The organism is Kineococcus haloalkalitolerans, assembly GCF_050871905.1.
Taxonomy (GTDB): Bacteria; Actinomycetota; Actinomycetes; order Actinomycetales; family Kineococcaceae; genus Kineococcus.
Genome location: NZ_JBJLSH010000050.1, coordinates 1 through 25,700 on the forward strand (window position 1 = coordinate 1; position 25,700 = coordinate 25,700).

General features: G+C 77.7%; 30 protein-coding genes. 19 read left to right on the forward strand and 11 right to left on the reverse strand.

What is annotated here, in order from left to right; all coding sequences use genetic code 11:
* Nucleotides 1-109: 109 nt before the first annotated feature.
* Complete coding sequence (locus ACRYMY_RS16725) at nucleotides 110-1,642, reverse strand: CCA tRNA nucleotidyltransferase (protein ID WP_432548386.1); 1,533 nt, start codon at nucleotides 1,640-1,642, stop codon at nucleotides 110-112.
* A 181-nt stretch (nucleotides 1,643-1,823) separates the two neighbouring features.
* Between ACRYMY_RS16725 and ACRYMY_RS16730 the strand changes: the two genes are divergently transcribed.
* Nucleotides 1,824-2,300, forward strand: coding sequence for an NUDIX hydrolase (locus ACRYMY_RS16730; protein ID WP_432548359.1), 477 nt, complete (start codon nucleotides 1,824-1,826; stop codon nucleotides 2,298-2,300).
* Nucleotides 2,297-4,555: a DUF6049 family protein gene (locus tag ACRYMY_RS16735; protein WP_432548360.1), complete on the forward strand. Its 2,259-nt coding sequence runs from the start codon at nucleotides 2,297-2,299 to the stop codon at nucleotides 4,553-4,555. The genes ACRYMY_RS16730 and ACRYMY_RS16735 overlap by 4 nt, the downstream gene beginning before the upstream one ends.
* On the opposite strand, the gene murJ is transcribed toward ACRYMY_RS16735, so the two are convergent.
* Entirely contained in the window at nucleotides 4,532-6,337 is a 1,806-nt protein-coding gene (gene murJ, locus ACRYMY_RS16740; protein ID WP_432548361.1) for a murein biosynthesis integral membrane protein MurJ, read from the reverse strand. The genes ACRYMY_RS16735 and murJ overlap by 24 nt on opposite strands.
* A 145-nt stretch (nucleotides 6,338-6,482) precedes the next feature.
* Nucleotides 6,483-7,526 (reverse strand): hypothetical protein, encoded by a 1,044-nt coding sequence (locus tag ACRYMY_RS16745; RefSeq protein ID WP_432548362.1) that lies wholly within the window; start codon nucleotides 7,524-7,526, stop codon nucleotides 6,483-6,485.
* A 99-nt stretch (nucleotides 7,527-7,625) separates the two neighbouring features.
* Between ACRYMY_RS16745 and ACRYMY_RS16750 the strand changes: the two genes are divergently transcribed.
* The 5 genes from ACRYMY_RS16750 (at nucleotide 7,626) to trxA (ending at nucleotide 12,397) form a co-directional block, all read left to right on the forward strand.
* Nucleotides 7,626-9,269 (forward strand): protein kinase family protein, encoded by a 1,644-nt coding sequence (locus ACRYMY_RS16750; protein ID WP_432548363.1) that lies wholly within the window; start codon nucleotides 7,626-7,628, stop codon nucleotides 9,267-9,269.
* Nucleotides 9,266-9,889: an RNA polymerase sigma factor SigM gene (gene sigM, locus ACRYMY_RS16755; protein ID WP_432548364.1), complete on the forward strand. Its 624-nt coding sequence runs from the start codon at nucleotides 9,266-9,268 to the stop codon at nucleotides 9,887-9,889. The genes ACRYMY_RS16750 and sigM overlap by 4 nt, the downstream gene beginning before the upstream one ends.
* An 82-nt stretch (nucleotides 9,890-9,971) precedes the next feature.
* Complete coding sequence (locus ACRYMY_RS16760; protein WP_432548365.1) at nucleotides 9,972-10,847, forward strand: serine/threonine-protein kinase; 876 nt, start codon at nucleotides 9,972-9,974, stop codon at nucleotides 10,845-10,847.
* 128 nt (nucleotides 10,848-10,975) lie between these two features.
* On the forward strand, nucleotides 10,976-12,019 hold the full coding sequence (gene trxB, locus ACRYMY_RS16765) for a thioredoxin-disulfide reductase (protein ID WP_432548366.1): 1,044 nt from the start codon (nucleotides 10,976-10,978) through the stop codon (nucleotides 12,017-12,019).
* A 51-nt stretch (nucleotides 12,020-12,070) separates the two neighbouring features.
* Nucleotides 12,071-12,397: a thioredoxin gene (gene trxA / locus ACRYMY_RS16770; protein WP_369056290.1), complete on the forward strand. Its 327-nt coding sequence runs from the start codon at nucleotides 12,071-12,073 to the stop codon at nucleotides 12,395-12,397.
* Nucleotides 12,398-12,410: 13 nt separating this feature from the next.
* Here trxA and ACRYMY_RS16775 read toward each other — a convergent pair whose 3' ends face one another.
* Entirely contained in the window at nucleotides 12,411-13,769 is a 1,359-nt protein-coding gene (locus ACRYMY_RS16775) for a sensor domain-containing phosphodiesterase (RefSeq protein WP_432548367.1), read from the reverse strand.
* Nucleotides 13,770-14,006: 237 nt separating this feature from the next.
* Between ACRYMY_RS16775 and ACRYMY_RS16780 the strand changes: the two genes are divergently transcribed.
* Nucleotides 14,007-14,405 carry a hypothetical protein gene (locus ACRYMY_RS16780; RefSeq protein ID WP_432548368.1) on the forward strand — a complete coding sequence of 133 codons (399 nt, stop codon included), beginning with the start codon at nucleotides 14,007-14,009 and terminating at the stop codon, nucleotides 14,403-14,405.
* 30 nt (nucleotides 14,406-14,435) lie between these two features.
* Here ACRYMY_RS16780 and ACRYMY_RS16785 read toward each other — a convergent pair whose 3' ends face one another.
* Nucleotides 14,436-15,263, reverse strand: coding sequence for a hypothetical protein (locus tag ACRYMY_RS16785; RefSeq protein WP_432548369.1), 828 nt, complete (start codon nucleotides 15,261-15,263; stop codon nucleotides 14,436-14,438).
* 222 nt (nucleotides 15,264-15,485) lie between these two features.
* On the opposite strand from ACRYMY_RS16785, the gene ACRYMY_RS16790 reads away from it, so the two are divergent.
* Together ACRYMY_RS16790 and ACRYMY_RS16795 are read left to right on the forward strand one after the other, a co-directional pair.
* Nucleotides 15,486-16,226 carry an ANTAR domain-containing protein gene (locus ACRYMY_RS16790; protein ID WP_432548370.1) on the forward strand — a complete coding sequence of 247 codons (741 nt, stop codon included), beginning with the start codon at nucleotides 15,486-15,488 and terminating at the stop codon, nucleotides 16,224-16,226.
* A 263-nt stretch (nucleotides 16,227-16,489) separates the two neighbouring features.
* A complete protein-coding gene (locus ACRYMY_RS16795) occupies nucleotides 16,490-17,134 on the forward strand; it encodes a dihydrofolate reductase family protein (RefSeq protein ID WP_432548371.1) in 645 nt (214 codons plus the stop codon).
* Between the two features lie 42 nt (nucleotides 17,135-17,176).
* On the opposite strand, the gene ACRYMY_RS16800 is transcribed toward ACRYMY_RS16795, so the two are convergent.
* Nucleotides 17,177-17,545, reverse strand: a complete 369-nt coding sequence (locus ACRYMY_RS16800) for a winged helix-turn-helix transcriptional regulator (protein ID WP_432548372.1) — start codon at nucleotides 17,543-17,545, stop codon at nucleotides 17,177-17,179.
* A 132-nt stretch (nucleotides 17,546-17,677) separates the two neighbouring features.
* On the opposite strand from ACRYMY_RS16800, the gene ACRYMY_RS16805 reads away from it, so the two are divergent.
* A complete protein-coding gene (locus ACRYMY_RS16805; RefSeq protein ID WP_432548387.1) occupies nucleotides 17,678-18,055 on the forward strand; it encodes a RidA family protein in 378 nt (125 codons plus the stop codon).
* A gap of 21 nt (nucleotides 18,056-18,076) precedes the next feature.
* Here the strand turns inward: ACRYMY_RS16805 and ACRYMY_RS16810 are convergent, their stop codons facing one another.
* Nucleotides 18,077-18,373: a hypothetical protein gene (locus ACRYMY_RS16810; protein ID WP_432548373.1), complete on the reverse strand. Its 297-nt coding sequence runs from the start codon at nucleotides 18,371-18,373 to the stop codon at nucleotides 18,077-18,079.
* A 155-nt stretch (nucleotides 18,374-18,528) separates the two neighbouring features.
* On the opposite strand from ACRYMY_RS16810, the gene ACRYMY_RS16815 reads away from it, so the two are divergent.
* On the forward strand, nucleotides 18,529-18,693 hold the full coding sequence (locus tag ACRYMY_RS16815; RefSeq protein WP_432548374.1) for a hypothetical protein: 165 nt from the start codon (nucleotides 18,529-18,531) through the stop codon (nucleotides 18,691-18,693).
* A gap of 4 nt (nucleotides 18,694-18,697) precedes the next feature.
* Here the strand turns inward: ACRYMY_RS16815 and ACRYMY_RS16820 are convergent, their stop codons facing one another.
* The gene (locus tag ACRYMY_RS16820) at nucleotides 18,698-18,925 is read right to left on the reverse strand and encodes a hypothetical protein (protein WP_432548375.1); all 228 of its coding nucleotides are present in this window, start codon (nucleotides 18,923-18,925) and stop codon (nucleotides 18,698-18,700) included.
* A 71-nt stretch (nucleotides 18,926-18,996) separates the two neighbouring features.
* Here ACRYMY_RS16820 and ACRYMY_RS16825 point away from each other — a divergent pair, with 71 nt between their 5' ends.
* Both ACRYMY_RS16825 and ACRYMY_RS16830 read left to right on the forward strand, forming a co-directional pair.
* Nucleotides 18,997-19,605, forward strand: coding sequence for a hypothetical protein (locus ACRYMY_RS16825; RefSeq protein ID WP_432548376.1), 609 nt, complete (start codon nucleotides 18,997-18,999; stop codon nucleotides 19,603-19,605).
* Between the two features lie 19 nt (nucleotides 19,606-19,624).
* A complete protein-coding gene (locus ACRYMY_RS16830; RefSeq protein ID WP_432548377.1) occupies nucleotides 19,625-19,807 on the forward strand; it encodes a hypothetical protein in 183 nt (60 codons plus the stop codon).
* Between the two features lie 16 nt (nucleotides 19,808-19,823).
* Here the strand turns inward: ACRYMY_RS16830 and ACRYMY_RS16835 are convergent, their stop codons facing one another.
* Entirely contained in the window at nucleotides 19,824-20,021 is a 198-nt protein-coding gene (locus ACRYMY_RS16835; RefSeq protein WP_432548378.1) for a hypothetical protein, read from the reverse strand.
* Between the two features lie 334 nt (nucleotides 20,022-20,355).
* On the opposite strand from ACRYMY_RS16835, the gene ACRYMY_RS16840 reads away from it, so the two are divergent.
* Nucleotides 20,356-20,592: a hypothetical protein gene (locus ACRYMY_RS16840; protein WP_432548379.1), complete on the forward strand. Its 237-nt coding sequence runs from the start codon at nucleotides 20,356-20,358 to the stop codon at nucleotides 20,590-20,592.
* 91 nt (nucleotides 20,593-20,683) lie between these two features.
* A complete protein-coding gene (locus tag ACRYMY_RS16845; RefSeq protein ID WP_432548380.1) occupies nucleotides 20,684-21,349 on the forward strand; it encodes a DUF6518 family protein in 666 nt (221 codons plus the stop codon).
* A 13-nt stretch (nucleotides 21,350-21,362) separates the two neighbouring features.
* On the opposite strand, the gene ACRYMY_RS16850 is transcribed toward ACRYMY_RS16845, so the two are convergent.
* A complete protein-coding gene (locus tag ACRYMY_RS16850) occupies nucleotides 21,363-21,833 on the reverse strand; it encodes a MarR family winged helix-turn-helix transcriptional regulator (protein ID WP_432548381.1) in 471 nt (156 codons plus the stop codon).
* A gap of 55 nt (nucleotides 21,834-21,888) precedes the next feature.
* On the opposite strand from ACRYMY_RS16850, the gene ACRYMY_RS16855 reads away from it, so the two are divergent.
* A complete protein-coding gene (locus tag ACRYMY_RS16855) occupies nucleotides 21,889-22,260 on the forward strand; it encodes a VOC family protein (RefSeq protein WP_432548382.1) in 372 nt (123 codons plus the stop codon).
* 15 nt (nucleotides 22,261-22,275) lie between these two features.
* On the opposite strand, the gene ACRYMY_RS16860 is transcribed toward ACRYMY_RS16855, so the two are convergent.
* The gene (locus ACRYMY_RS16860; protein WP_432548383.1) at nucleotides 22,276-22,947 is read right to left on the reverse strand and encodes a GNAT family N-acetyltransferase; all 672 of its coding nucleotides are present in this window, start codon (nucleotides 22,945-22,947) and stop codon (nucleotides 22,276-22,278) included.
* Nucleotides 22,948-23,140: 193 nt separating this feature from the next.
* Here ACRYMY_RS16860 and ACRYMY_RS16865 point away from each other — a divergent pair, with 193 nt between their 5' ends.
* The gene (locus tag ACRYMY_RS16865) at nucleotides 23,141-24,526 is read left to right on the forward strand and encodes an aminotransferase-like domain-containing protein (RefSeq protein ID WP_432548384.1); all 1,386 of its coding nucleotides are present in this window, start codon (nucleotides 23,141-23,143) and stop codon (nucleotides 24,524-24,526) included.
* Nucleotides 24,523-25,476 carry a D-alanine--D-alanine ligase family protein gene (locus tag ACRYMY_RS16870; protein ID WP_432548385.1) on the forward strand — a complete coding sequence of 318 codons (954 nt, stop codon included), beginning with the start codon at nucleotides 24,523-24,525 and terminating at the stop codon, nucleotides 25,474-25,476. The genes ACRYMY_RS16865 and ACRYMY_RS16870 overlap by 4 nt, the downstream gene beginning before the upstream one ends.
* The last annotated feature ends 224 nt before the right edge of the window (nucleotides 25,477-25,700 follow it).

Below are 25,700 nucleotides of genomic sequence, written 5' to 3' on the forward strand. Positions count from 1 at the left end.
CGCCGCCCCCCCCCCCCCCCCCCCCCCCCCCCCCCCCCCCCCCCCCCCCCCCCCCCCCCCCCCCCCCCCCCCCCCCCCCCCCCCCCCCCCCCCCCCCCGGGGTGGGGGGTCAGGCGGGGTCCGGGGACTCCGGCTGCGGCTCAGGCTCCGACGGCTGGGGCTCCGACGGCTGCGGCTGCGGCTCGGGCTCCGACGGCTGCGACTCCGGCTGCTGCGCCCACCAGGCCAGCAGCTCCTCGCGGGCGCGCTCGGGGCCGAGCGGGCCGTGCTCCATCCGCAGCTCCAGCAGGTGCTGGTACGCCCGCCCCACCGTGCGGGAGGGGCCGATCCCCAGCAGCGCCATGATCGCCGTGCCGTCCAGGTCCGGGCGGACGGCGTCCAGCTCCTCCTGCTCGCGCAGCCGCGCGATCCGCGCCTCCAGGTCGTCGTAGGCCGCGGACAGCCGCCGCGCCTTGCGCTGGTTGCGGGTCGTGCAGTCGCTGCGGGTCAGCTTGTGCAGCCGCGCCAGCAGCGGCCCGGCGTCGGTGACGTAGCGGCGCACCGCCGAGTCCGTCCACTCCCCGTCGCCGTAGCCGTGGAAGCGCAGGTGCAGCTCCGTCAGCCGCGACACCGCCTTGACGGTGTCGGAGTCGAAGCGCAGCGCCTTCAGCCGCTTGCGCACCAGCTTCGCCCCCACCACCTCGTGGTGGTGGAAGCTGACGCCGCCGCCCGGCTCGAAGCGGCGGGTGCGCGGCTTGCCGACGTCGTGCAGCAGCGCCGCCAGCCGCAGCACCAGGTCCGGGCCGGGCACCTCACCGTCCGGGCCGTCCTCGCGGTCCACGGCCTGCTGCAGCACCGTCAGGGAGTGCTCGTAGACGTCCTTGTGGCGGTGGTGCTCGTCGATCTCCAGCTTCAGCGCGGGCAGCTCGGGCAGCACGTGGTCGGCCAGGCCGGTGTCCACCAGCAGCCGCAGCCCCGCCACCGGGTCCGCGCCCACCAGCAGCTTCTCCAGCTCGGTGCGCACCCGCTCGGCGGACACGATGGTGATGCGCTCGGCCATCGCGCTCATCGCCGCGACGACGTCGGGCGCCACCCGCACCCCCAGCTGCGCGGCGAAGCGCGCCGCCCGCATCATCCGCAGCGGGTCGTCGGAGAAGGAGCTCTCCGCCGTCCCCGGCGTGCGCAGAAGCCCCGCCGCGAGGTCCCGCAGCCCCTGGTGCGGGTCGGCCAGCTCCAGCGACGGCAGCCGCAGCGCCATCGCGTTGACGGTGAAGTCGCGGCGCGACAGGTCCCCGGTGAGGTCGTCGCCGTAGGAGACCTCCGGCTTGCGCGAGGCGGGGTCGTAGCTCTCCGAGCGGTACGTGGTCACCTCCACGACCACGTCGAGGTCGCCGGTGCGCTTGCGCGCGCCGATGGTGCCGAACTCGCGGCCGATGTCCCAGTGCGCGTCGCCCCAGCGCTTCAGCAGCGCCGCGGTGCGGTCCGGGCGCGCGTCGGTGGTGAAGTCCAGGTCGGCCGAGCGCCGGCCGAGGAACGCGTCGCGCACGGGGCCGCCGACCAGCCACAGCTCGTGCCCGGCGTCGGTGAACACGCGGCCCAGGTCCAGCAGCACCGGCATGACGGGCTCCAGCGCGGCCACCGCCCGGGTGCGCGCGTCGTCCACCGCCCGCGCCAGGACCTCCGCCCCCGGGGCTCCGCCGGAGGGGTCGCCGCGCAGCCCGTCGCGGGGCTCGTCGCGGGTCTCGTCGCGAGGCTCGTCGGGGAGGTCGTCGCGGGGGTCGGGTCCGTCCAGCACGGGTCCGAGCCTGCCAGAGCCGCGGCGGTGCGCTGGCTACAGTGACGTGGTGGTCAAGCCTGCCCGGGAGCCGCGGAGGCGGCTGCCCACCGTGCAGGAGACCTCCTCCGGTGGGCTCGTCGTCGACACCAGCGACGGCGTGCCCCGCGTCGCGGTCATCTGCCGCCTCAACCGCGCCGGCCGCCCCGAGTGGTGCCTGCCCAAGGGCCACCCCGAGGGCTCCGAGACGCTCGAGGAGACCGCCGTGCGCGAGATCGAGGAGGAGACCGGCATCCGCGGCGTCGTCGTGGAGGGCCTGGGCAGCATCGACTACTGGTTCTCCGCCGAGGGCCGGCGCATCCACAAGGTCGTCCACCTGTTCCTGCTGAGGGCCGTCGGCGGGCGCCTGACCGTCGAGAACGACCCCGACCAGGAGGCCCTCGACGTGGCGTGGGTGCCGCTGGACGAGCTGGACGAGCGCCTCGCCTTCCCCAACGAGCGCCGCGCGGCCGAGGTCGCCGGCGCCCGCCTGCGCGAGCTCGCGTGAGCGCAGCGCCCGGGCCGGGGCAGCGCGCGCTGCCGCGGCGGGCGGTGCTCGCCGCCGGTCTCGCCGCCGGGGCCGCCGCGGCCGCCGCGGGCACCGGGACGGCCGCCGCCGCGACCACCCCCTCCCCCACCCGCTCGGGCGGCAGCGGGGCGGCGTCCGCGGCGCTGCCGGTGGAGGTGACGCTGCTGGAGGTCACGCCCGCCGCCTACGACGCGCAGGACCCCGCCCGCGCCGTCGTCACCGCGCGGGCCCGCGTGCGCAGCACCGCCACCGCGCCCCTGGAGGGGCTGCGGGCCCGCCTCGTCGTCCAGCGCGGCGCGATGATCACCCGTCCGGCGCTGGCCAGCTGGGCCGACGCCCCGCCGACCCGGTCCCTGGGCGCCGTGGCCGCCTCCGAGCCCGTCGACGTGGGCGCGGGGGCGGTGCTGGCGCCCGGCGAGGAGGCCGACGTCCTGCTGTCGCTGCCCGCCGAGCAGCTGGGCACCGCCCGCGGCGCGCACGCCGCCGCGGTGGAGGTGCTCGCCGGCTCCCAGCGCGTCGGGCTCGCGCGCACCTTCGTCACGGCCGCCGTCACGGCCGAGCCGACCCGGCTGGCCGTCCTCGTCCCGCTGGTCGCCGGCCGCACCGCCGACCTCGTGCCGCCCGCGGCCGAGGGCGACGCCGCGGGGCGGGGCCTGCCCGCGCTGGTCGCCGAGGGCGGGCGGCTGCGCCGCGTCCTGGACGCCACCCCCGACCGGGACCTGACGTGGGCGTTGGACCCCTCCCTCCTGACCGCCGCGACCGTCCTGACCACCCCGGCGCCCGGCGCCCCGGACGCCGCCGTCCCGCCGGACGCCCCGCCCGCGGAGGAGCCGGACGGCGTCGTCGCCGCGTGGCTGGAGGACCTGCGCGAGGCCGCCGGCGGCCGCGACGTCCTGGCCCTGCCCCACGGCGACCCCGACGTCGCCTCCCTGGCCCGCTCCGGCGACGGCGCCCGGCTGCTGGCCGAGGCCGCCGCCGCGGGCGCGGTCACCGGCCTGGACGGCGCGACCGTGCTCACCGGCGTCGCCTGGCCCGCCGACGAGGCCGCCGACGCCGCCACCCTCGACCTCGTCGCCGCCGGCGGCGCCTCGGCGGTCGTCCTGTCCGACGCCTCCAGCCCGCTGTCCGCGGACACGGTGACGTTCACGCCCACCGGCCGCACCGACTACGCGACGAGCACGGGCGCGGTCCTGGAGGGCCTGCTGGCCGACGAGGCGCTCTCGGACGCCCTGGCCGCCGCCGGCACCGGCGACGCCACCGGCACCCAGCGGCTGCTGGCCGAGCTGGCCACGATCACCCTGCAGCGGCCCAACGACCCGCGGACCCTGCTGGCCGCCGTCCCCCGCTCCTGGGACCCCGAGCCCGCGGCCGTGGACGCCCTGCTCGGCGCGGTCCGCGGCTCGGGGTGGGCACAGCTGGAGCCGCTGTCGGGCCTGCTGGCCGAGCCGGCCGCCGACGGCGCGCGCGCCGCACCGCGGCTGACCGACGAGGCGGAGCGGGGCCGGCTGCCGCTGTCGCACCTGGCCGCCGTCGCCGACCGCCTGGAGCGGGTCGACGACTTCGCCTCCGCGCTCGTCGAGCCGTCCGCGGCGCTGACCGCGCGGCGGCTGGCGACCCTGGCGCTGCTGGGGGTGTCCTGGCGCGGGCACCCGGAGGAGCTGGCCGCCGCCCGCGCCCGCGGCGACGCGCTGCTGGACGACATGACGTCCGCGGTGCACGTGCTGGCCGGCAGCGTCCGCAACCTCGTCGCCACCCGCAGCGAGCTGCCGGTCACCGTCGTCAACGACCTGGACGTGCCCGTCGCCGTGGACGTCGTGCTGCGCCCGCGCACCCCGCGCGTGCAGCTCGGCTCGGTGGCCCGGCAGACGGTCGCCCCCCGCACCCAGCTGCGGGTGGCGGTGCCCGTGCGGGCCCTGGCCAACGGGACCGTCGTCGTGGACGCGCAGCTGCGCACCCCGGCGGGGGCGGCGATCGGGGCGCCGGAGCCGGTGACCCTCAACGTGCGGATGGGCGTGGAGGGGTGGGTGACGGGCGCCGTCGGCGGCGTGGCGGGCGTGCTGCTGGCCACGGGCGTCGTGCGGGCCGTGCGCCGGGGCCGGCGCCGCGTCGACGACGTCCAGCACGCCGACCTCGACCGGGGTGAGCGCGCCGACCTCGACCGGGACGACGGGACCGGCCGGGTCGACGGGACCGGGGGTGCGAGGACCCCGTCAGCGCCGCCCGGGCAGGGGTAGCCGGCGCAGCAGCGGCGCGGCCAGGTCCCGCAGCTCGTGCACCCGCATGAGCCGGCACAGCGCGACGAACAGCGCCAGCAGCACGGTGCCCGCCACGACGACGACGGCGATGTTGGCGCCCTGCGAGACGGTGACGGGCGCGAGCAGCTCCACCCCGGCGCGCACCAGCCCGCCGGAGACCAGCCCGATGACCGTCACCCGCACGACGGTGCGCAGCAGCAGCCGCGCGCCCACCCCGCCGCCGTCCAGGCGCCGCAGGTGCCGGCGCAGCAGCGTCAGCGACAGGGTCAGCGCGACGACGTTGGACACCGTCATCGCCGCGCCGATGCCCACCACGGTCAGCTCGGCGGGCAGCAGCAGCAGGCACACCACGTTCCCGGCGGCCATCACCAGGGCCGTCACGAGGGAGACGACGAAGGCCGTGCGGGCGTCCTCGTAGGCGTAGAAGACGCGGGCGACGAGGTAGTTGACGCTGAAGGGCACCAGTCCCAGGCCCATCGCGACGAGGACGTGGCCGACGGGCCGGCCCTCGCGGACCATCGCCGCCCCGATCCACGGGCCCAGCGCCACGAACGCCGTGGTCGCCAGCGCCCCGGCCACCGCGACGGTGCGCGCGCCGTAGGAGAAGTCGCGGCGCACGGCGTCCACGCGCCCCTGCGCGGCCGCGTCCGACAGGCGCGTGAACAGCGCCGTCACGAGCGAGACCGCCACCAGGGAGTGCGGCAGCATGAACAGCAGGTAGGCGACGGTGTAGGAGGCGTTGGTCGCGGCGTTGACGTCGGCGGCGGCGATCTCGTCGCCCGCGCTGGTCATCGTGCGGCTGGTGAGGACGAAGACGAGCTGGCCGGCGGCCACGCCCGCGAACGTCCACAGCGCGACCCGCCCGGCGGTGCGGAACCCGACGCCGCGGAAGCCCAGCCGCGGCCGCCACCGGTAGCCGCTGCGGTGCAGCGGCCAGAACAGCACGAGCGCCTGCGCGACGATCCCCAGCGTCGAGGTGCCCGCCAGCACCGCGATCATCGTGGGCGTCCACCCGGCGGCGGGCAGGTCGCGGGCACCGGGGGCGATGAGCATGAACGCGCCCAGCCCGGCGATGGCGACGACGTTGTTCAGCACGGGCGCCCACATGTACGGGCCGAAGCTGCCCCGGGCGTTGAGCACCTGCCCGAGCACCGTGTACAGGCCGTAGAAGAACACCTGCGGCAGGCACCAGAACGCCATGAGGGTCGCCAGGCCCAGCCACTCGGCCGACCAGTCGTCGGTGTAGAGGCGCACCACCAGCGGAGCGGCCAGGGTCAGCAGCAGCGTCGCCGCGCCCACGAGCAGCACCGACAGCGTGATGAGGCGGTCGACGAACTCCTTGCCGCCGTCCGGCCGGCGCAGCGCCCGCACGATCTGCGGGACGAGGACGGCGTTGAGCACGCCGCCCGCCAGCAGCATGTAGAAGATGTTCGGCAGCTTGTTGGCGACGTCGAACACCTGCGCCCCGACCTGGAACGTGCCGCCCAGCGCCAGCAGCTGCACGAAGGTGCGCACGAACCCCAGCAGGCGCGAGACGAGCGTCCCGGAGGCCATGAGCGCGCTGGAGCGGGCCAGCTGCGCCCGCGACCCCGCCGACTCGACGTCCCCCGGGTCCCCCGGGTCCCCCACGCCCGCCGCGTCCCCCGGGGTCGCCGAGGTCGTGGCGCGCGCGGTCGGCGGGTCGGTCGGCGCGGCGGGGTCCGGTCCGGCTCCGGCCACCGCGCCGGGCGTGGTCGGGGTCGGGGGTCGTTCGGTGCTCACCGCACGATGGTCGCCGATCCGCCCGGCCGTCCCCGACGCCACCCGGACCTCCTCCGCTCCCGCCCGGGGCCCTCACCGGAGCCCCGCGGCGCCGACCCCGCGCCCGGCCCGGCCACCGCGGGCGGCGGGCCGGGCGCGGCGGGCGTCAGCGCCGGCGGCCGGGCACCACCGCGGCGACGGTCAGCCCCAGCGCCACGGCGTCCTCGACGAGCGCGGCCTGCCAGTCCGGCACCCGCTGCCCGGCCCACGCGCGCCAGGCGGCGCCCACGTTGGACCCGACGACCGCGCCGAGCAGGCCGGCCAGGGCGGGCGCGACGACGCCGGCGCCCTCGCGGCGGCCCAGGACACCGCCGCCGAGGGCGCCGGTGACCAGGCGCACCGGCAGGCCGGAGGCGCTGAGCCGGCTGGGCGTCGACGGCAGCTTGTCCGCGACGAGCTCGCCGCCCACCGCGAGGGTGCCGAGGGCGGTGGCGACGCCCCCGCTGGGCACGGCGGCCGTGGCGGCCGACAGCACGGCCGGGCCGGCCACGCCCAGGGAGCTGCGCGCGCCGGCGGCGACGCCGAGCAGCGCGCTGCGCGCGACGACGCTGGCCCCCGAGGGTTCGGGGCGGTCCACGACGGCGGTGCCGCCCTCGGCGCGCCGGGCCGGGCGCGGGGCGGGCGGGTCCAGGGCGCGCAGGGTGGCGTGGGTCGCCAGGCCGAAGGCGAGGTGCGGGACGGCGTCGGCGACCCAGTCCTCGCGCGTCCAGGTGCGCACGTCGGTGACGCCGAGGGCGTGGGCGGGCCAGTCGGTGGCGGCCATGGCGACGGCGCCGGTGACGACCCCGCCGAGGACCGGCGGCATCCGCAGGCCGCAGCCGCGCAGGAACCCGACGACCTTGCCGGCGCCGACCCCGGCGACGATCCCGCCGAGGGCGCCGTAGGCCTCGGTGCGGTGCTGCCGCTCGGCGCGCGAGCCGGGGACGGGCGTGCCCCAGCGCTCGGCGACCGCCGCGACGACGTCGGCGGGCACGCTGCTGGGGGCGCGGCCGCGCCACGCCGTGTCGCCGTACGTCACGGCGTTGAGGACCGTGGTGCCCGCGGCGCCGGCGACCGCGCCGGCGAGGGCACCGGACAGGGGGCCGCGGCGCCGGTGGGCGGCGGTCCGCGCGGTGGGCCGGGCAGCAGGGGTGCTGGTCGCTCGTGTCATGCGCACCACTGTGGGCGTGACCGGACCGTTGCGCGCGTCCGGCGACCGGGGCGCGCGGGCCCGCATAGCATGGCCGCGGCACCGGGCGCGGACGGCGCGGTGCCGTCACGCTCCGAGGTCATCGGAGCACGGAGCGCGGACCAGGGGGCGGAGCTGGACGGCGGGACGCGGGGCAGCGTGGCGGACCGCTACGTGATCGACCGGGAGGTCCCCGGGCTCCCCGAGACCGTCGAGTACCGCGCCCGCGACACCACCCTGGAGCGCTGGGTCCGCGTGCGCACGCTCGACGCCGCCGACCCCCGCGCCCCCGAGTTCCTCGACGCCGCCCGCCGGGCCGCCGTCCTGGCCGACACCCGCCTGCCGCGCGTCCTGGACGCCGGCACCGACGACGGGCGCGTCTTCGTCGTGGAGGAGGAGGTCGTCGGCCGCACCCTGACCGAGCTGCTGCGCTCGGGCCCGCTGACGGCGGGCGCGGTGCGGGCGCTGGTCGGCGAGGCCGCCTCCGCGCTGGACTCCGCGGGGCGCCGCGGCCTGCACCACACCCGGCTGACCCCCGACTCCCTCGTCCTGGGCCCCGACGGCGTGGTGCGCGTCCTCGGCGTGGGGCTGGAGGCCGCGCTGGACCCGGACCCGCCGCGGGTGTCGCCGCTGCGCGCGGCGGCGCTGGCCGACCGCGCCGACGCCGTCGGGCTGGTGGCGCTGGCGTACGCGGGGCTGACCGCGCGCTGGCCGGCCGTGGAGGGCGTCGCCGCGCACGACGGCCTGCCGCCCGCGCCGGCCGCCGAGCACGGGCCCGTCCCCCCGCAGGAGGTGCGCCCGCACGTCCCCAACGACCTCGACACCCTGTGCGTGGTCACCCTCGGCCCGCACGAGGACGGCCCCCGCGACCCGGCCGAGCTGGCCCTGCAGCTGGCCCCGTGGACGATGGACGCCTTCGCCGAGCAGCTGCACCGGCTGCGCGGGGAGCAGGCGGCCCGCGAGGTGCGCGAGAGCCTGGGCCGCGGGGACGCGCTGCCCGCCGCGGAGCCGCCCGTGCCGTTCGCCTCGCCGCGGCCCGTGGCGCGCCCGGACCGCGACGACTCCCGCTTCGTCCTCGCGGTCGTGGGCGCCTTCGTCGTCCTCGGCCTGGTCCTGGCGGTGTGGCAGCTGAGCGGCCTGGTCGGCTCCTCCCGCGACGCGGCGCCCGCCGCGACGAGCGCCGCCCCGGCGCCGGAGGAGCCGCAGGACGCCGCGCCGGCTCCCGCCGAGCCCCCGGCCGAGCCGGCGCCCGCGCCCGCCGAGCCGGGTCCCGTGCCCGTCGCGGCGGCCACGGCGATCGACCCCGAGGGCGACGGGGAGGCACCCGGGGGCACCGAGGCGCTGCTGGACGGCGACCCGGCGACCTCCTGGCGCGGCGAGCGCTACAACTCCCCCGACTTCGGCGGCCTGAAGACCGGCGAGGGGATCGTCCTGGACCTCGGCGCGGAGGTCGACGTCAGCGCCGTCACCGTGACCGGCCCCGGCGACGGCGGCGTGCTCCAGCTGCGCGCCGGACCGGACCCGGCCGGTCCCGTGGTGGCCGAGACGGCGCTGGGCGGGCCGCGCGAGCTGCGCCCGGCCGAGCCCGTGCGGGTCCGCGAGCTGCTGCTGTGGGTGACGCAGCTGCCCACGACCGACGGCGAGCCGCGGCTCGTCCTCGACGACGTCGCGGTGGTCGGGGTGCCCGTCGCCCCGGCCGGGGACGCGCCGCCCCCGGCGCCGTGACCCCCGCCCCGGGCGGCGGGGCGGGCGGCACCCCCGCGGACCCGCGCAGCGACGCCGAGCTCGTCGCCGCCCACGTGGCCGGGGACCCGGACGCCTTCGGGGAGGTGGTGCGCCGGCACGCCGACCGGCTGTGGGCGGTGGCGCTGCGCACGACCGGTGACCGCGAGGAGGCCGCCGACGCCGTCCAGGACGCCCTCGTCTCGGCGCTGCGCGCCGCGGACCGCTTCCGCGGGGACTCGGCGGTCACGACGTGGCTGCACCGCATCGTCGTCAACGCGTGCCTGGACCGCGCGCGCCGGCGCGCGGTGCGCCCGACGCGGCCGCTGGAGGAGGAGGTCGGCGCCGGGGACGACGCGCCCCGCACGGGCGCCGCGCTGGCCGTCGTCGCCGACGCGACCCCGTCGGTGGAGGCCCGCCTGGACGTGACGCGGGCGCTGGCCCGGCTGCCGGAAGCGCAGCGCGCGGCGCTCGTCCTGGTCGACATGTACGACGTGCCGGTGGCGGAGGCCGCCGAGGTCCTCGGGGTGGCGGTGGGGACGGTGAAGTCGCGCTGCTCGCGCGGGCGCACCGCGCTCGCCGAGCTGCTCACGGCCCGTGAGCACGCGGGTGGTGAGGGGTGAGGGAACCCGGGGGCCCGGTGGCGCGTCGGAGGACCGGCCCCACCACGGACGGCGGGACCGCCGGACAGCCAGGAGGTGCAGCGTGAGCGAGGACGAGGAGCGGGTGGACCTGCGCGGAGGCCGCTCGGACCACGACCTCGACGGCTCCCGCCCCGAGCCGGTCGAGCCGGCCGACCCGGCCGGCGAGGCGCTCTTCGACGCGCCGGACGCCGAGCAGGCGCGGGTGCGGGAGCTGCTGCGCGCCGAGGGCGCGCGGCCGCTGACCCTGCCCGACGACGTGGCCGCCCGCCTGCAGGACGCGCTGGCCGCCGCGCGGGCGGAGCAGGTGGGGCGGGAGCCCGCCGGCGCGACCGTCGCCTCCCTGGGCGCGGCCCGCGGGCGCCGCGGCCGGTACGGGCGCCGCTGGCAGCGGGCCCTGGCCGTCGCCGCGGGCGTCACCGTCCTCGCGGGCGGTGCCGTGGCCGTCGACCAGCTGCGCGACGAGCCGGCCACGAGCGCCCTGACCGAGCGGGTGCCGGCGAGCACGAAGGTGCTGGAGACCGGGCAGGACGTCGCCAACGTCGCCGTGGTGCGCGACCTGGCGGAGGAGACCCTGGACGACGTGGTCACCGGCGAGCCGGAGCCGGCGCCCGACGAGGGCGCCGCGGCGGCCACCGGTCCGCGGCTGCTGAGCGCCCCCGAGGAGCCCGCGGCCACGTCCGCGGAGGACCAGCGCCCGGCCGCCGAGCGGGTGCTGGCCTGCACCCGCGACCTGGGCGTGGCGACCGGGTCGGTGGTGTCGGTGACGTTCGCCGCCTTCCGCGGCGACCCCGCCGCGGTCGTCGTGCACCGCACCGGCGAGGAGGCGGAGGCCGTCGTCGTGCCCGCCGACTGCAGGCCCGGCGACGAGCCGATCAGCCGCGTCGACGTGCCCGTGCCGGACGGCGGCGACACGCCCACCAGCTCCGACGCCTCCTGACGCGGGCGGACCGGGGCGCGGGCCCGCGCGCCCCGGGCGGGGGAACACCGGCCCCCTACGATCGGTTCAGCACGTCGGGACCGGAGGGACCGGTCCCCGTCCGAGCGAAGGAAAGCAGGTCCACCTCGGTGAGCGACGTCCGCAACGTGATCATCGTCGGCTCCGGCCCCGCCGGGTACACCGCCGCCCTCTACGCAGCCCGCGCCGACCTGCGGCCGCTGGTGTTCGAGGGGTCGGTGACGGCCGGCGGTGCGCTGATGAACACCACCGAGGTCGAGAACTTCCCCGGCTTCCCCGACGGGATCCTGGGCCCCGACCTGATGGACAACATGCGCCAGCAGGCGGAGCGCTTCGGCGCCGAGCTGGTCACCGACGACGTCGTCGAGGTGCGCCTCGAGGGCGACGTCAAGGAGGTCGTGACCGGCGCCGGGCAGACGTACCGCGCCCACGCCGTCGTCCTGGCCCTCGGCTCCGCCTACCGCGAGCTGGGCCTGGCGCAGGAGAAGAAGCTGTCCGGCCGCGGCGTGAGCTGGTGCGCCACCTGCGACGGGTTCTTCTTCCGCGGCCAGCACATCCTCGTCGTCGGCGGCGGCGACTCCGCCGTCGAGGAGGCCACCTTCCTGACGAAGTTCGCCGAGTCGGTGACGATCGTCCACCGCCGCGACGAGCTGCGCGCCTCCCGGATCATGGCCAAGCGCGCCCACGACAACCCGAAGATCTCCTTCGCGTGGAACTCCGAGGTCGTGGAGATCCACGGGGAGGACAAGGTCTCCGGCGTGCGGCTGCGCGACACGGTGACGGGCGAGGAGCGCGACGTCGACGCGACCGGCCTGTTCATCGCCATCGGCCACGAGCCGCGCACCGACCTCGTCAAGGGGCAGGTCGACCTCGACGAGAGCGGGTTCGTCCTCGTCCAGGGCCGCACCACCGCGACGAACGTGCCGGGCGTCTTCGCCGCCGGCGACGTGGTGGACCACCGCTACATGCAGGCCATCACGGCCGCCGGGATGGGCTGCTCCGCGGCGCTGGACGCCGAGAAGTACCTCGCCGACCGCGGTGACGTCGCCCAGGACGTCAACCCGCCGCGCGAGGAGACGCAGGTCCCGCACGTGCCCGAGACGGAGACCGTGCCGCGGCCGCAGCCGCGCGAGGGCTCCGTCTCCCCCGCCTGAGGCCCGCGCCTCGAACCCCCCGTCCCCGTCCCGACCGCCAGGAGGCAGCCCGTGAGCGCCACCACCCCCGTCACCGACGCCGACTTCGACACCCAGGTGCTGCAGTCCGACGTGCCCGTCCTCGTCGACTTCTGGGCGCCCTGGTGCGGCCCGTGCCGCCAGGTCGCGCCCGTCCTGGAGGAGATCGCCGCCGAGAACGCGGGCAAGATCCGCGTCGTGAAGCTGAACACGGACGAGAACCCGGCCGTGGCCGCGAAGTACGGCATCACGTCGATCCCGACGATGAACGTCTACTCCGGCGGCGAGGTCGTCAAGACCGTCATCGGCGCGCGCCCGAAGCCGTACCTGCTGCAGGAGCTCGCCGAGTACCTCGGCTGACCTCCCGCGCGCCTCACGGGGCCCCGGCCGCTCCCCGAGCGGCCGGGGCCCCGTCGCGTCCGGCGGGCCGCGCGCGGTGCAGGGAGCCGCGCAGGTCCTCGGCGCTGCGGGGGGTGGAGAACAGGTAGCCCTGCCCGTGCCGCACACCCATCGCCAGCAGCGCCTGCACCTGCTCGCGGCGCTCGATGCCCTCGGCGACCACGTGGCAGCCCAGGCCCAGGCCCAGCTCGACGAGGGAGCGGGCCAGCCGGTCGTCGCGCTCGGAGCGGCCCAGCGCGGCGACGAAGCAGCGGTCGATCTTCACGGCGCCGGGGTGGAAGCGCTGCAGGTACGCGAAGGACGCCCACCCGGTGCCGAAGTCGTCCAGCGACAGGTGCACGCCGAGGTCGCGCACGCGCTGCAGGGCGACGTCGACCTGCTCGGAGGAGCCGGCCAGGCACGTCTCGGTGAGCTCCACGATGAGCGCCTGCGGCGGCAGCCCGGACAGGGCCAGCGCCTCGGCGACGGTCTCGTGCACGTCCGCTTCGCCGAGCTGGCGGCCGGACAGGTTGACGGCCAGGTACAGGTCGGCGGCCTCGGGGACCTCCGCGCGCCAGCGCGCCACCTGCGCGCACGCCTCGCGCAGCACCCACCGGCCCAGGGGGACGACGAGGCCGCTGGACTCGGCCACCGGCAGGAACGCCGCCGGCGGCAGCAGGCCCCGCTCGGGGTGCTGCCAGCGCACCAGCGCCTCCACGCCGATCCAGCGGCCGGAGGCCAGCTCCACGACCGGCTGGTAGTGCACGACGAGCTGGTCCGCGTCGATGCCGGCGCGCAGGGCGCGGCTCTCGGCGAGGACGTCGCGGCTGGCCAGGCCCGCGGTGGCGTCGGCGCGGCGCAGCTCCAGCAGCTCGGCGACGGTGTCGGCCAGGTCCCGCAGGACGCGCACGGCCGCCTCGTCCAGCGCGCGCGGCTCGGTGTCCATCACGCACAGGGCGCCCAGCGGCAGCCCGTCGCGCCCGACGAGCGGGGCGCCGGCGTAGGAGCGGACCCGGCCGGGGCCGGCCACGAGGGGGCTGGCGGCGAAGCGGTCGTCGGCGGTGGCGTCCGGCACGAGCAGCGGCTGCCCGCCGGCGACGACGTGGGCGCAGAACGACACGTCGCGCGGGGTCTGGCGCTCGTCGTGGCCGAGGACGGCGGGCAGGCCGGTGGCGGCGGCGAACCACTGCCGGTGCTCGTCGAGGAGGCTGACCGCGGCGGCGGGGGCGCCGAGCGCGCGGGCCGCCGCGGCGACGAGGGCGTCCAGCGCCGCGTCGGGACCGCCGTCGAGGACCTGGTAGCTGCGCAGCGAGGCCAGCCGCTCGCCCTCGCGCGGGTGCCGGGGTGCTGCCACCGGTCCTCCTCCGCTCCGGGCCGTCCAGCTCTTCTAGACAGTCCCGCCTGGACCATCGTGCCGGTGGTGGTCGCGCTGGAGCAGCCAGACGGGTGGTGACGGTCCACACCCGCAGGTGGTGACCGTCCGTCGATGGAAGTCAGGAGCGCCGTGCGCGGGCGGCGTGCGCTCCACCGGTCCTGCCCCGGACCCCCGCACGCGCCTCCCCCCAGGACCGGCGTGTCCGATGCTGGTGCGGTGCGACTGGTGACGTCCGTCGAGCTGGACGAGGTGCCGGAGCCCGACCCCGAGGAGCGCCGGCTGGCCGTGTCGGCGCTGCTCGCGCTCGAGGTGACGGCCGGACGACGGGTGGTCCTGTTCGACGACCGCGGCTGGGCGGCCAGCGGCCCGCCCGGCCTCTGGCCCCGCACGACGGCGGACGAGATCGCGCAGACCGCCCGGGTCGTCGTCGGACCCGACGAGCCGTTCGACGGGTCCTCGCCCGAGGAGGCCGCCGCGCGGTACTGGTCGCACCTGGCGGCCACCGCGCGCTCCCACGGCGTCGACGTCGGCGCGGACGCGCTGGCCGCGCTGCCGCACGACGTGGAGCTCGGCCCGGGGCTGCGGGCGCGGCTCGCCCCGCCCCCGGGCCGGTGACCACGCTCGAGGGCCGCTGAGCGCGGGCGCTCAGACTCCCGGCGGCCCCCACGGGGACAGGTCGTCGTCCTCGCCGACCGGCCACGCCTCCACACCGGGTGCGGCCAGCACGGCGTCCACCAGGGCGGTGGGGCCGCCCACCACGGTGGAGTCCAGGTCGATGTCGGTGCCCAGGCACCACGAGCGGTCCGCCGGCCACAGCAGGTTCGGCGACCACCCGTGGAAGTGGTCGGGCGTCGTCTGCTCCCCGATGCTCAGCGCGGCGTGCAGCGGACCGCGGAACAGCAGGTGGTCGCGGTCGGGCGGCAGCCGCAGGCGCGGTCCCGCCAGGGCCTCCCGCAGCGCCGCGGGGGCGGGCGGCTGCCGGCACCCGGACGGCGCGTCGGCCGGGTCCTCGGCCGGTTCGTCGACGTCGTCGGCCGTCAGGACCGCCACCGCGTCGCCGCCGTGGAGCCAGCCGCGCCCGCCCCACAGGGCGTGGAAGCAGTCCTGGTCACCGGTGGACGGGGCCAGGGCGTCCAGCAGTGGCGCCAGGACGGTGGCGTCCAGCGCGCCGACATGCGCGGAGACCTGGTCCCACTGCCCGGCGAGGGTCACCGGCAGGCGCACGCCGGGTGCGGGGACGGTGATGTCCTCCCAGCGCACCAGCGCGTGCGGGGTGCGGCCGGTCCGCTCGCACACCTCGGCCCACGTGCGCACCCGCAGGGGCCGGCTGGCGTCCACCGGGTGCAGGACGCGGGCGTAGGCGGCGTACCCGCGCGGCACGACGCCTCCCGCGCGCCAGCCGTGCCCGAGGCGCGGGGCGATCCACGCCCCGGCCGCGGGGTCGGTCACCGCCCGCAGGCCCTCGAAGCTCACCCGCTCAGGATGCCCGGCCACCGGAGCTCAGGCGGTGGTACCGAGCGGTGTCTAGGCTGGGAGCACTGCGTCGCCGGACCCGGCGCTCCACCGGGTGGTGGGGCACCGGACCCGGTCCGGGTTGAACCTCAGCTCTCGCAGCCTCCGGCCGCTCCCCCGCGGCCGGAGCAGCACCGCGGAGCCCGGACCGGCCGGTCTCCGCCACCGAGCGGAGGAAGCACCGTGGCCGAGCCGTCCAGTACCCCCGCGCAGCCCGGCACCGCCGGGGAGGTCCTGGACCCGCAGCGGGCGTTCGCCGAGCTGGGCGCCCTGGTGGTCGGCGAGACCCCGCTGAGCCAGGTGCTGGCCCGGGTGGCCGAGCTGACCCGGGCGTGCGTGCCCGGCGCGGACGAGGTGTCGGTGACGCTGGTGGAGGACGGGAACGCTCGCACCACCGCCTTCACCGGCCGCCTGGCCGCCACGCTGGACGAGCGCCAGTACGACGGCGGGTTCGGTCCCTGCCTGGACGCCGCCCAGAACGGGCAGACGGTGCGCGTCGACGACACCTCCGGCGACGAGACGTACCCCGACTTCGCGGCCGTCGCCGCCCGCCAGGGGGTGCGCAGCACCGTGTCCGTCGGGATGCCGATGCCGCAGCGCACCGTGGGCGGCATCAACGTGTACCGCTTCGGCGACCCCCCGCTGGACGAGGACGCGCTGCACCTGCTGCAGACGTTCGCCGGGTACGCGGCCGTCGCGGTGGCCAACCACTCCCTGTACGCGTCCGCCGTCTCCCTCAGCGTGAACCTGCAGGCCGCGATGCAGTCGCGCGCGGTCATCGAGCAGGCCAAGGGCGTGCTGGTCGCCAGCCTGCGCTGCACGCCCGAGGAGGCGTTCCAGCACCTGGTGCGCCAGTCCCAGCACGCCAACCGCAAGCTGCGCGACCTCGCCACCGAGGTCGTCGCGCGAGCCGCCGAGGGCTGAGCGCCCGTTCGCCCCCGCGCCGGTCCCGACGTACCGTCGGCGGTGCGACGGGTGCCGCGGACGCTGCGGGCCCGGTCGCCGAGGGCTTGAAACGGCAGGGTCCTGGGCGGTCCGTGTCCTCCCGGGGACGCGGACCGTTCCAGCTCCCGGCGCACCTGTCCCCCGGCGCGGTGATCCGCTGGACTCCTCCGTGCGGGAGCGGTGATTCCTCCCGCCCCGCCGGGTCCACCCCCCCGACAGCGACGCCTCGGGGAGGAGCGGACGTGCAGCAGCGGGTGCGGGTGCAGAACTTCGGCGTCTCGGCCGACGGGTACGGCGCCGGGGAGGGGCAGAGCCTGGAACGGCCGTTCGGCCACGCCGACCCGGTGGACCTGCTCGGGTGGGCGATCGCCACCGAGAGCTTCCCGAACCGCACCGGGCCGGGCGGCTCGCGCGGGCTGGACGACCACCTGGTGCGCGACTTCCACCGCGGCATCGGCGTGGAGGTCATGGGCCGGGGGAAGTTCGGTCCGCAGCGCGGTCCGTGGGCGGACCACGAGTGGCGCGGCTGGTGGGGCGACGAACCGCCCTTCCGCACGCCCGTGGTGGTGTGGACCCACCACCCGCGGCCGTCGTTCGCGCTGGGCGCGACGACGTTCCACTTCACCGGCGGGGAGCCCGCCGACGTGCTGGCCGTGGCGCGCGAGCTCGCCGGCGGCCTGGACGTGCGGCTGGGCGGGGGCGCGCGCACGGTCCGCGCCTTCCTGGACGCCGGCCTCGTCGACGACCTGCACGTCGCGGTGGCGCCCGTGCGCCTCGGGGCGGGCAGCCGGTTGTGGGAGTCGCCGGACGAGCTGGACGACCGCTTCCACCACGACGTGGTGCCCAGCCCCAGCGGGGTGGTGCACCACCTGTTCTGGCGGCGCTGAGCGGTCCGTCCAGTCCGCCGAGCAGGTGATCGACCGCCCCCGCTACAGCTCCTCGTCGAAGCGGTCGCGGGCCTCCTCCACCTCGGGCAGGTGCGCGGTGGTCCAGCGCAGCAGCGCCTCGACGGGTTCGCGCAGCGTCTTGCCGAGCGGGGTGATGCGGTACTCGACGGCCACGGGCCGGGTGCTGACGACGGCGCGCTCGACGACGCCGTTGCGCTCCAGCCGGCGCAGCGTCGCCGTGAGGGACTTGCCCGTGACGGCGGGGACGGCGCGGCGCAGCTCGCTGAACCGCGACGGCCGCTCGCACAGCTCCTCCAGGACCTGCAGCGACCACTTGTCGAGGACCTGGTCGAGCAGTTCCCGGTGCGGCGCGGCGATGCGCAGGGCCCCGGGACGGGTGGTTTCCGGCACGACACCTCGTCTCGTTGAAGTTCCCGACGACTACTGAGTATCACTGAGATACCGAGTCCGCGGACCGTCCGCGACCACCCGGCCCGACGAGGAGCCCCCGTGCCCGTGCAGCTGTCCAGCCCCGACGGCCTCATGCAGCCCGTCCCGTACCACCACGTCGCCGTCGCCACCGGCACCCGGCACGTCCACGTCGCCGGCCAGATCGCCCGCGACGCGGACGGGCGGCCGCTCGCACCGGGCGACCTCACCGGGCAGGTCGCCCACGCCCTGCGGGGCACCGCCGCCGGCCTGCGGTCCGCCGGTGCGGACTTCGGCGACGTCGTGCGGCTGACGTTCTACGTGACCGACTGGACCCCGGAGAAGATCGGCCCGTTCATGGCCGGTGTCGAGCAGGTCACCGAGGAGCTCGGCCTGCCGTCCCCCCTGCCGCCGGCGTCGCTGATCGGCGTCGGCCACCTGTTCGAGCCCGACGTGCTCGTCGAGGTGGAGGCGACCGCCGTCCTGGCGTGACGGGCCGTCCCGCGCAGGGGCTCAGCCCGCGGGGGTCCTCCGGTCCAGCAGGGCCGCGCACACCCAGTGCGCGAGGGCGGCCAGCCCGCCCCACGCCAGGGACCCCACGGCGAGCACCAGCGTGACCAGCGCACCCCAGGGGACGGCGCCGGACGTGTCCCCGGCCTGCTGCAGCCACGCGCCGCCGGCGACCAGCAGCACCACGCCGATGGCCAGCCCCGCCAGCGCCGCCGACGCGAGGGCCCCCACCGGCCCCGCAGGACGCGGTCCGGTCTCGTCGACACCGGTCCGCGCGCCGTCCTCCACCGCTCCGCTCACCCCGTCATCGTCGTCACCGCCGTCCCGCGCCGCGGGTGATCGACGGATCCGCTCACTCGTCGTGGTGGCTGGACCGCGCCCGGCGCACGGGCACCTCGCGCGGGAGGCAGCGGGCGCGAGGTCCTGACGAGCAGGTCCATGGAGCGCCAGCCGGCGTGCGGCGCGTCCGGGTCGTCCGCCGCGGTGCTGCCGGTACCGCTCGCGGCGGGGGCGCCACCGCGCGCCGGGCCGGCGCCCGGGTCACCGCGGCGCTGGTGGCGGTGCCCCGGGCCGTGCTGACGGTCCCGCTGCTCCTGCTGGTGGTGTGGTCGCGGGTGTGAGCCGTCAGCGCACCGGCCGGTCGCGCTGCCGCCGATGGGCCCGGCGGTCGGTGAGGGTGTCGAACACGACGATCCGCGCGACCACGGCGGCCCCGGCGAGGACGGAGCGCCACAGCCCGTCCCCGAACAGCAGGTGCAGAACCACGACGAGCACGGCACCGGCGGCCACAGCCCGCAGGACGCGGCGCAGGACGTCGCCGTCGGGGGCGGGCTGCACGTCGCTGGGCGCCACCGGCCCAGCACGCCCCGGCCGTGATCGCCGCAGGGGGTGATCGCCGCGACCGGCCGTGGCAGGGTGCGACGGTGACCGTGTCCCCGTGCGGCGACGCCACCGCGGCCGACTGGCTGCGCGACGACCCGCAGCCCTGGCACCGCCTCGTCACCCTCGGCCCGGCCGGTTTCGAGGCGTACGCCCGCGTGCGGTTCATCCCCGACCCCACCGGCCCGCGGCAGTCCGAGGGCGACGTCCCCCACGACCCCGGACCGGACGCGCCGAGCGAGCGGCAGCAGCTGGACACCGTCCTCGGCGTCCTGGCCGCACGGACCGGCACCCCCGCGCGGTGCGTGTTCGCCGTCTGGGACGGCTGGGGCACCGACCCCGTCCACCCCGGCGCGGAGCTGGACCTCCCGAACCGCCGGTTCTTCCTCTTCGAGGGCGCCGCCACCGACCTGCCCGCGCACGAGCAGTGGGCGCGGGTCCTGCGCCCGCCGCACGGGTCGCCCGACCCGGGACCGCGCCCCGACCCGGCGTTCGTGTGGCCGGCGGACCGGGCGTGGTGCGTGACGAAGGACGTCGACGCGCACTACGCCGGGATCGGTGGCACCCGCGCGGCGATCACGGACCTGCTCGCGCACCCCCGCCTGGACGTCGTGCCCGCCGACCCGTCGCAGGACCAGCCCGCGTACCTGTGAGACCTGCTGCGACCGGACCGTGGACACGTTCCGCCGCAGCGGCTCGGTGGCCGTGGGCGACGTCTTGGCGGCGGAGGTGCCCGTCGGCACCGACATCGACGTCCAGGCCGACGGCGAGCTCGTCGGCTCCGTGCGCGGCGACGGGCCGACCGTCTACGTCTACTTCAGCGGACCCGGCTGCCCCGCCACCGCGACCGGCTGAGGGGTCCGCGGCAGGGTCAGCGCACCTGCAGGAGCAGCAGGACGGCGATCACCAGCAGCGGGCCGAGCGTGGACGCCACGAGCACCCAGGTGCTCTGCGGCCCGGAACGCACGTCGTGCTGCCGCGCGAAGGGCGCGAAGGCGTCGCCGCCGGTGGAGGACACCGGGCCGGAGCCCGGGTCGCGGCGGGACCGGTCCTCGTCGGGCTCGTCCACCCGTCCAACCTGGCACGACGACTCCGGCGACGGGCGGACCCGGCGACATCGCGCGGGTCGAGGAGGAGTGGTCGAGAGGGGTGGGACCCGGTGCGGCGTCCGGTGGCCCGCACCACCCCCGGCCACCGGACGCGACACCGCGTTCCCCCTGCGAGCCCGACCCGCGACCGCGGATCCCCCCGGACCACGGCGCGAGCCCCCCGGGCTCACCGGTGACATCGCTGCCGCCCGCCGGGCGTTACACACCGGTCGCCCGCGTGCTGCACGTCCAGCCGCCCGGGTGTCCGGCCCGCCGCGCGTCGGTCCCCCCGTGCCGCGGCGGCACACTGTCCAGGTGGCGCGGCAACCGTGGTGGAGAGCGACGAAGACGCTGGAGCAGTCCAAGCGGACGGGGATCCTGTACGCGGTCCTCGCCGGTCTGGCGTGGACGGTGGTGCGCGACGAGGACACGGCGTTCCTGTGGATCGTCAAGGTGACGCTCACGCTCGTCGCCGGGTACTTCCTCGCCGCCTGGTACGTGCGGCGCTCGCGCGAGGGCGAAGGCGAAGGCGGGGGGACCGGCCCGGCTTGACGGACCGTCGTCTCGCAGGAGGAGGCCCGGGCGGCGGAGCTCCGACCACGGCGTGACGACGTCGGGCCCGGTCCTGCTCCACGATCGGAGCGTGACCGACCCCCTCCTCCGCGCCCGACCGACGGGCGCTGGACGGCTGCCCCGCACGGCGGCCGGCGTGCTCGCCGTCGCCGCCCTCGTCGGCATCGGCTGGGGTGCGGCGACCTCGGGGCTGCAGACGGTCCTGCCGTGGCCGTTCGCCGGGCTGGCCAACGCGGTGGGCCCGTGGCTGGCGCCCGCCTTCGCGGTCGGTGCGCTGGCACGGCGCCCGTGGGTGGCCGCGGTCGCCGGGCTCCTCGTGTGCGCCGGGGAGGTCGCCGGCTACTACGCCGTGTCGTCGCTGCGCGGCTTCGGCGTCAACCCGGCGATGGTGCTGCTGTGGGCGGGCACGGGGGTGCTGGGCGGGCCGCTGCTGGGGGCGGCGGGCTGGTGCTGGCGGCGCGTGCGCGCGCTGCGCGCCGCGTCGCCGGCCGCGGCGCTGCTCGGGGCCGTCTTCCTCACCGAGGGCGCCGTCGGCTACGGCTGGTACCTGCGCTACCCCGGCGACGCGGTCGTCTTCTGCGTCCTCGGCGCCGCGCTGGTGCTCGCCCTGGGCGCCACGTCGGCGGCGGCCCGGGGCGCTCGTGCTCGGGGCGCCGGTCTGGCGACGGCGTGGCTGCTGCTGCTCGTGCCGCTGGGCGCGGCCGGGCAGGTGGCGCTGCGCGCCGTCGCGGGCTGAGCGCGGGGCGGGCTCAGCTCGGCTCTCCTCCGTCGGGGTCCTGGTTCGCGGTCAGCGCGGCGGCGCAGGCGGCGAGGTCGTCGCGCAGCCGGCGCTGCTGCGCCTCGTCCAGGGGGGCGAGCATGCGGCGCTCGACGGCGCGCACGGCGGCGCTGGCCGCGCGCAGGTGCTCGCAGCCGGCGGCTGTGAGCTCGGTGGGCAGGGCCCGGCCGTGGGGCGCGGCGGCGGGCCGGGTCACCAGCCCGCGCTCCTGCAGCCCGCGCAGCACGCCGTTCATCGCCTGCCGGGTGACGAACGTGGCGCGGGCCAGCTCGGCGTTGGACAGACCGGGACGCTGCGCGAGGACCTCCAGGCAGGAGTACTGGGAGGTGGTCAGGTCCAGCGGGCGCAGGACGGCGTCCATGCCGGAGCGCAGCGCGACGGCCGCGTGCTTGAGGGCGTAGCCCACGGACGCGCGCAGGTCCCCGACGGCCTCTTGACTCATGTCAGGATCCTGACACACTCTCTCGTGTCAACATCCTGACACCGAGGAGAGCGCCGTGACCGTCACCGGACCCGACTTCCTGGCCCTGCAGGTGCGCGACGTCGAGCGCGCCGCCACGTTCTACGAGACCCGCCTCGGCCTGCGGCGCGCGCCCGCCGGCCCGCCCGGAGCCGTCGTCTTCACCACCGCCCCGGTGCCCTTCGCCGTCCGCGAGCCCCTGCCCGGCGTCGACCTCGACGCCGCCGTCCCCCGCCCCGGCACCGGGGTCGCGCTGTGGATGCTGGCCGACGACGCCCAGGCCCTGCACGACGCCCTCGCCGCCGACGGCGTCCCGATCGTGGCGGCACCGGCCGACGGCCCCTTCGGGCGCACGTTCACCTTCACCGACCCCGACGGCTACGCCGTCACCGTCCACGACCGGGCGTGAGGTCCGGTCGGACGCTCACGACGGCGCTGGCGCCACTCCCGTCAGCACCGGCACCCGCACGCTGCCCAGCAGCCGCTCCAGCGCCTGCTCGACGTCCTCGCGCCAGCTGATCGCCGTCTTCAGGTCCAGCCGCAGCCGCGGGTAGCGGTGGTGCGGGCGCACCACCGTGAACCCCACCGACTCCAGCAGGTGCGCCGGCAGGACGCACGGGTCGCCGTGCTGGTGGGCGTCGCGGTCGTCGCCGTCGCCGCCCACCGCCGCCGGGCCGCCGCCGAAGCACTCCACGGCCTTGACCCCGCGCCGGGTCAGGTCCTTCGCGGCACCCTGCACGAGCATCCGCGCCAGCCCCTCCCCCCGGAACGCCGGCTCGATCCAGCCCGTCGTCAGCAGGACGGCGTCGGCGCTCGCCGGGGACGTCGGGAAGGCGTCCGCCTGCCGCGGCACGTACTCCGGCGGCGCGTACACGACGAACCCGACGGCCTGCTCGTCCACGTAGACGAGGCGCCCGCACGGCCCCCACTGCAGCAGGACGGTGGAGACCCACGCCTCCTTCTCGAAGTCCGGGTAGCCGGCCTCCGCGGCCCGCCGGCCCGCGACCTCGTCCAGCTCCCACCACACGCACCGCCGGGACGCCTTCGGCAGGTCCGGCAGCGTGTCCAGCGTCAGCGGCGCCATGCGTCGACCCACCGCGGCAGCCCCCTCCGCACGTCGTCCACAGCTCCGTCCACAGCGCCGCCGTCCACCGCGCCGGCCGCGCGCACCGCGCGTCCGACGCGCGCACGCGCCGAAGGGGCATCCTAGGAGGACGGTACCCGCGCCGTCCCGCACGTCGCGGCACCGCCCGACCCGCGCGCGAGCGCGCCGACCCGAGGAGACCACCGTGAGCCAGCACCCGTCGTCCACCCGTCCCGGCGGCGCGCCACCCGCGTCCGCCGCGGCCGCGGGGACGACGGCCGCCGCCGCCCGCGGCAACCGGCTCGACCCGTGGCTCGACGGGTACGCGCGCCGCGCCTCCTCCATGCGCGCCTCGGAGATCCGCGCCCTGTTCTCCGTCGCCAACCGCCCCGAGGTCGTCTCCCTCGCCGGGGGCATGCCCTACCTGCCGGCGCTGCCGCTGGAGGAGATCGCCGCCATCACCCAGCGCCTCGTCGCCGAGCGCGGCGCGGTGAGCCTGCAGTACGGCTCCGGGCAGGGCGAGGAGGTGCTGCGCGAGCAGGTCGTGGAGGTCGTGCGCGAGCAGGGCATCGACGCCCACCCCGACGACGTGGTCGTCACCACCGGCTCGCAGGCCGCCCTCGACCTCGTCGCCCGCGTCTTCCTCGACCCCGGCGACGTCGTCGTGGCCGAGGCCCCCAGCTACGTCGGGGCCCTCGGCGTCTTCCGCGCCTACGAGGCCGAGGTCGTGCACGTGCCCCTCGACGACGACGGACTGCAGCCGCGGGCGCTGGAGGAGGCCCTCGTCCGGCTCGCCGCCGCCGGGCGCCGCGTCAAGCTGCTCTACACGGTGCCCAACCACCACAACCCCGCCGGGGTGACCCTGTCCGCGGCCCGCCGCCCGCAGGTGCTCGAGGTGTGCCGGCGCCACGGCGTCCTCGTGCTGGAGGACGACCCGTACGCGCTGCTCGGCTTCGACGGCGACCCGCTGCCCGCGCTGCGGTCCCTGGACGCCACGGGGGTCGTCCACCTCGGCTCCTTCTCCAAGACCTTCGCGCCGGGCTTCCGCGTCGGCTGGGCCATCGCCCCGCCCGCGGTGCGGGAGAAGCTGACCCTGGCCTCGGAGTCCTCCGTGCTGTGCCCGACGACGTTCGGGCAGTTCGCCATCGCCGAGTACCTGCGCACCTACGACTGGCGCGGGCAGGTGAAGGTCTTCCGCGAGCTGTACCGCGACCGGCGCGACGCCATGCTCGAGGCGCTGGCCACCCACCTGCCGGAGCGGGAGACGGGGGTCCGCTGGACCCGCCCGCAGGGGGGCTTCTACGTGTGGGTGACGCTGCCCGACGGGGTGGACGCCGGCACGCTCCTGCCGCGGGCCGTGTCCGGCCGGGTGGCGTTCGTGCCCGGCACCGCCTTCTACGCCGACGGCTCGGGCAGCCGCTCCCTGCGGCTGTCGTACTGCTTCCCCACCCCCGAGCGCATCCGCGAGGGCGTGCGGCGCTTCGCCGCCGTCGTCCACGACGAGCTGGACGTCCTGCGCACCTTCGGCGCGGTGCCCCACGGCGGCCACGCCGGCCACGGTGTCGACGCGCCCGGCCCGGAGCTGGTGTGAGCGCCCCCGGACCGCGGGTCGCCGTCCTCGCAGGAGGCCTGTCCCACGAGCGCGACGTGTCGGTGCGCTCGGGCCGCCGCGTCGCCGAGGCGCTGCGGGCCGGCGGGTGCGAGGTCAGCGTCCTGGACGCCGACGCCGGGCTGCTGGCGCGGCTGCGCGACGAAGCCCCCGACGTCGTCTGGCCCGCCCTGCACGGGGCCGTGGGCGAGGACGGCGCCCTGCGCGACGTCCTCGGCCTCCTCGGCCTGCCGTACGTCGGGTCCGGGCCCGCCGCGGCGCGCCTGGCGTGGGACAAGCCCCTCGCCGCGGCCGCCGTCGCCGCGGCGGGCGTCGCCGCACCGGAGTCGGTGGTGCTGGAGCAGACCACCTTCCGCGACCTGGGCGCGCAGCCGGTCCTGGCAGCCGTCGGCGCCTGGACCGGCGGACGCACGGCCGTCGTCAAGCCCGCCCACGGCGGGTCCGCCCTGGGCGTCACCGTCGTCGACGACGCCACCCAGCTGGCGCGCGCCGTCGTCGAGGCCTTCGCCTACGACAGCACGGTCGTCGTCCAGCGGTTCGTCGCCGGCACCGAGGTCGCCGTGTCCGTCGTGGACACCGGCTCCGGTCCCGAGGCCCTGCCGGCGGTCGAGGTCGTCCCCGACGGCGGCCGCTACGACTACGCCGCCCGCTACACCGCGGGCCCCGCGGAGTTCTTCGCCCCCGCGCGGCTGGACGAGTCCGTGGCGGGCACGGTCGCGGAAGCCGCCCGCACCGCGCACACCGTGCTGGGGCTGCGGCACCTCTCCCGCGTCGACCTCGTCGTCGACGTCGACGGGCTGCCGTGGTTCCTGGAAGCCAACGTGGCCCCCGGCACCACCGAGACGTCGCTGCTGCCGCAGGCCGTCGAGGCCGCCGGCCGGTCCGTGGCCGAGGTGTACCGAGTCCTCGTGGACGCGGCCTTCACAGGCTGACGCTCGCTGACGGTCCCGCTGGCCGGCCGCCCACCGCGTGGGCGGAGTCGCGGGTGCGGGGAGCCGTCGTCCGGAGCCCGCCCCCGTCCACCGTCGCCCGGTGACGCGCGTCGTCGGGGGCAGGGCGGAGAGACGGCTCCCCGGGGGGGGGGGGGGGGGGGGCCCCCCGCCGGGCCTGGGGGGGGCGGCGGGGGGCCCCGCGGCCGCCCTCGGGGGCCGCCGCC

Excerpts from the sequence above, each read along its gene's own strand:
- ACRYMY_RS16745 (WP_432548362.1), bottom strand. The coding sequence starts at position 7,526 with ATGACACGAGCGACCAGCACCCCTGCTGCCCGGCCCACCGCGCGGACC.
- ACRYMY_RS16805 (WP_432548387.1), top strand. The coding sequence starts at position 17,678 with ATGCAGCCCGTCCCGTACCACCACGTCGCCGTCGCCACCGGCACCCGG.
- ACRYMY_RS16850 (WP_432548381.1), bottom strand. The coding sequence starts at position 21,833 with ATGAGTCAAGAGGCCGTCGGGGACCTGCGCGCGTCCGTGGGCTACGCC.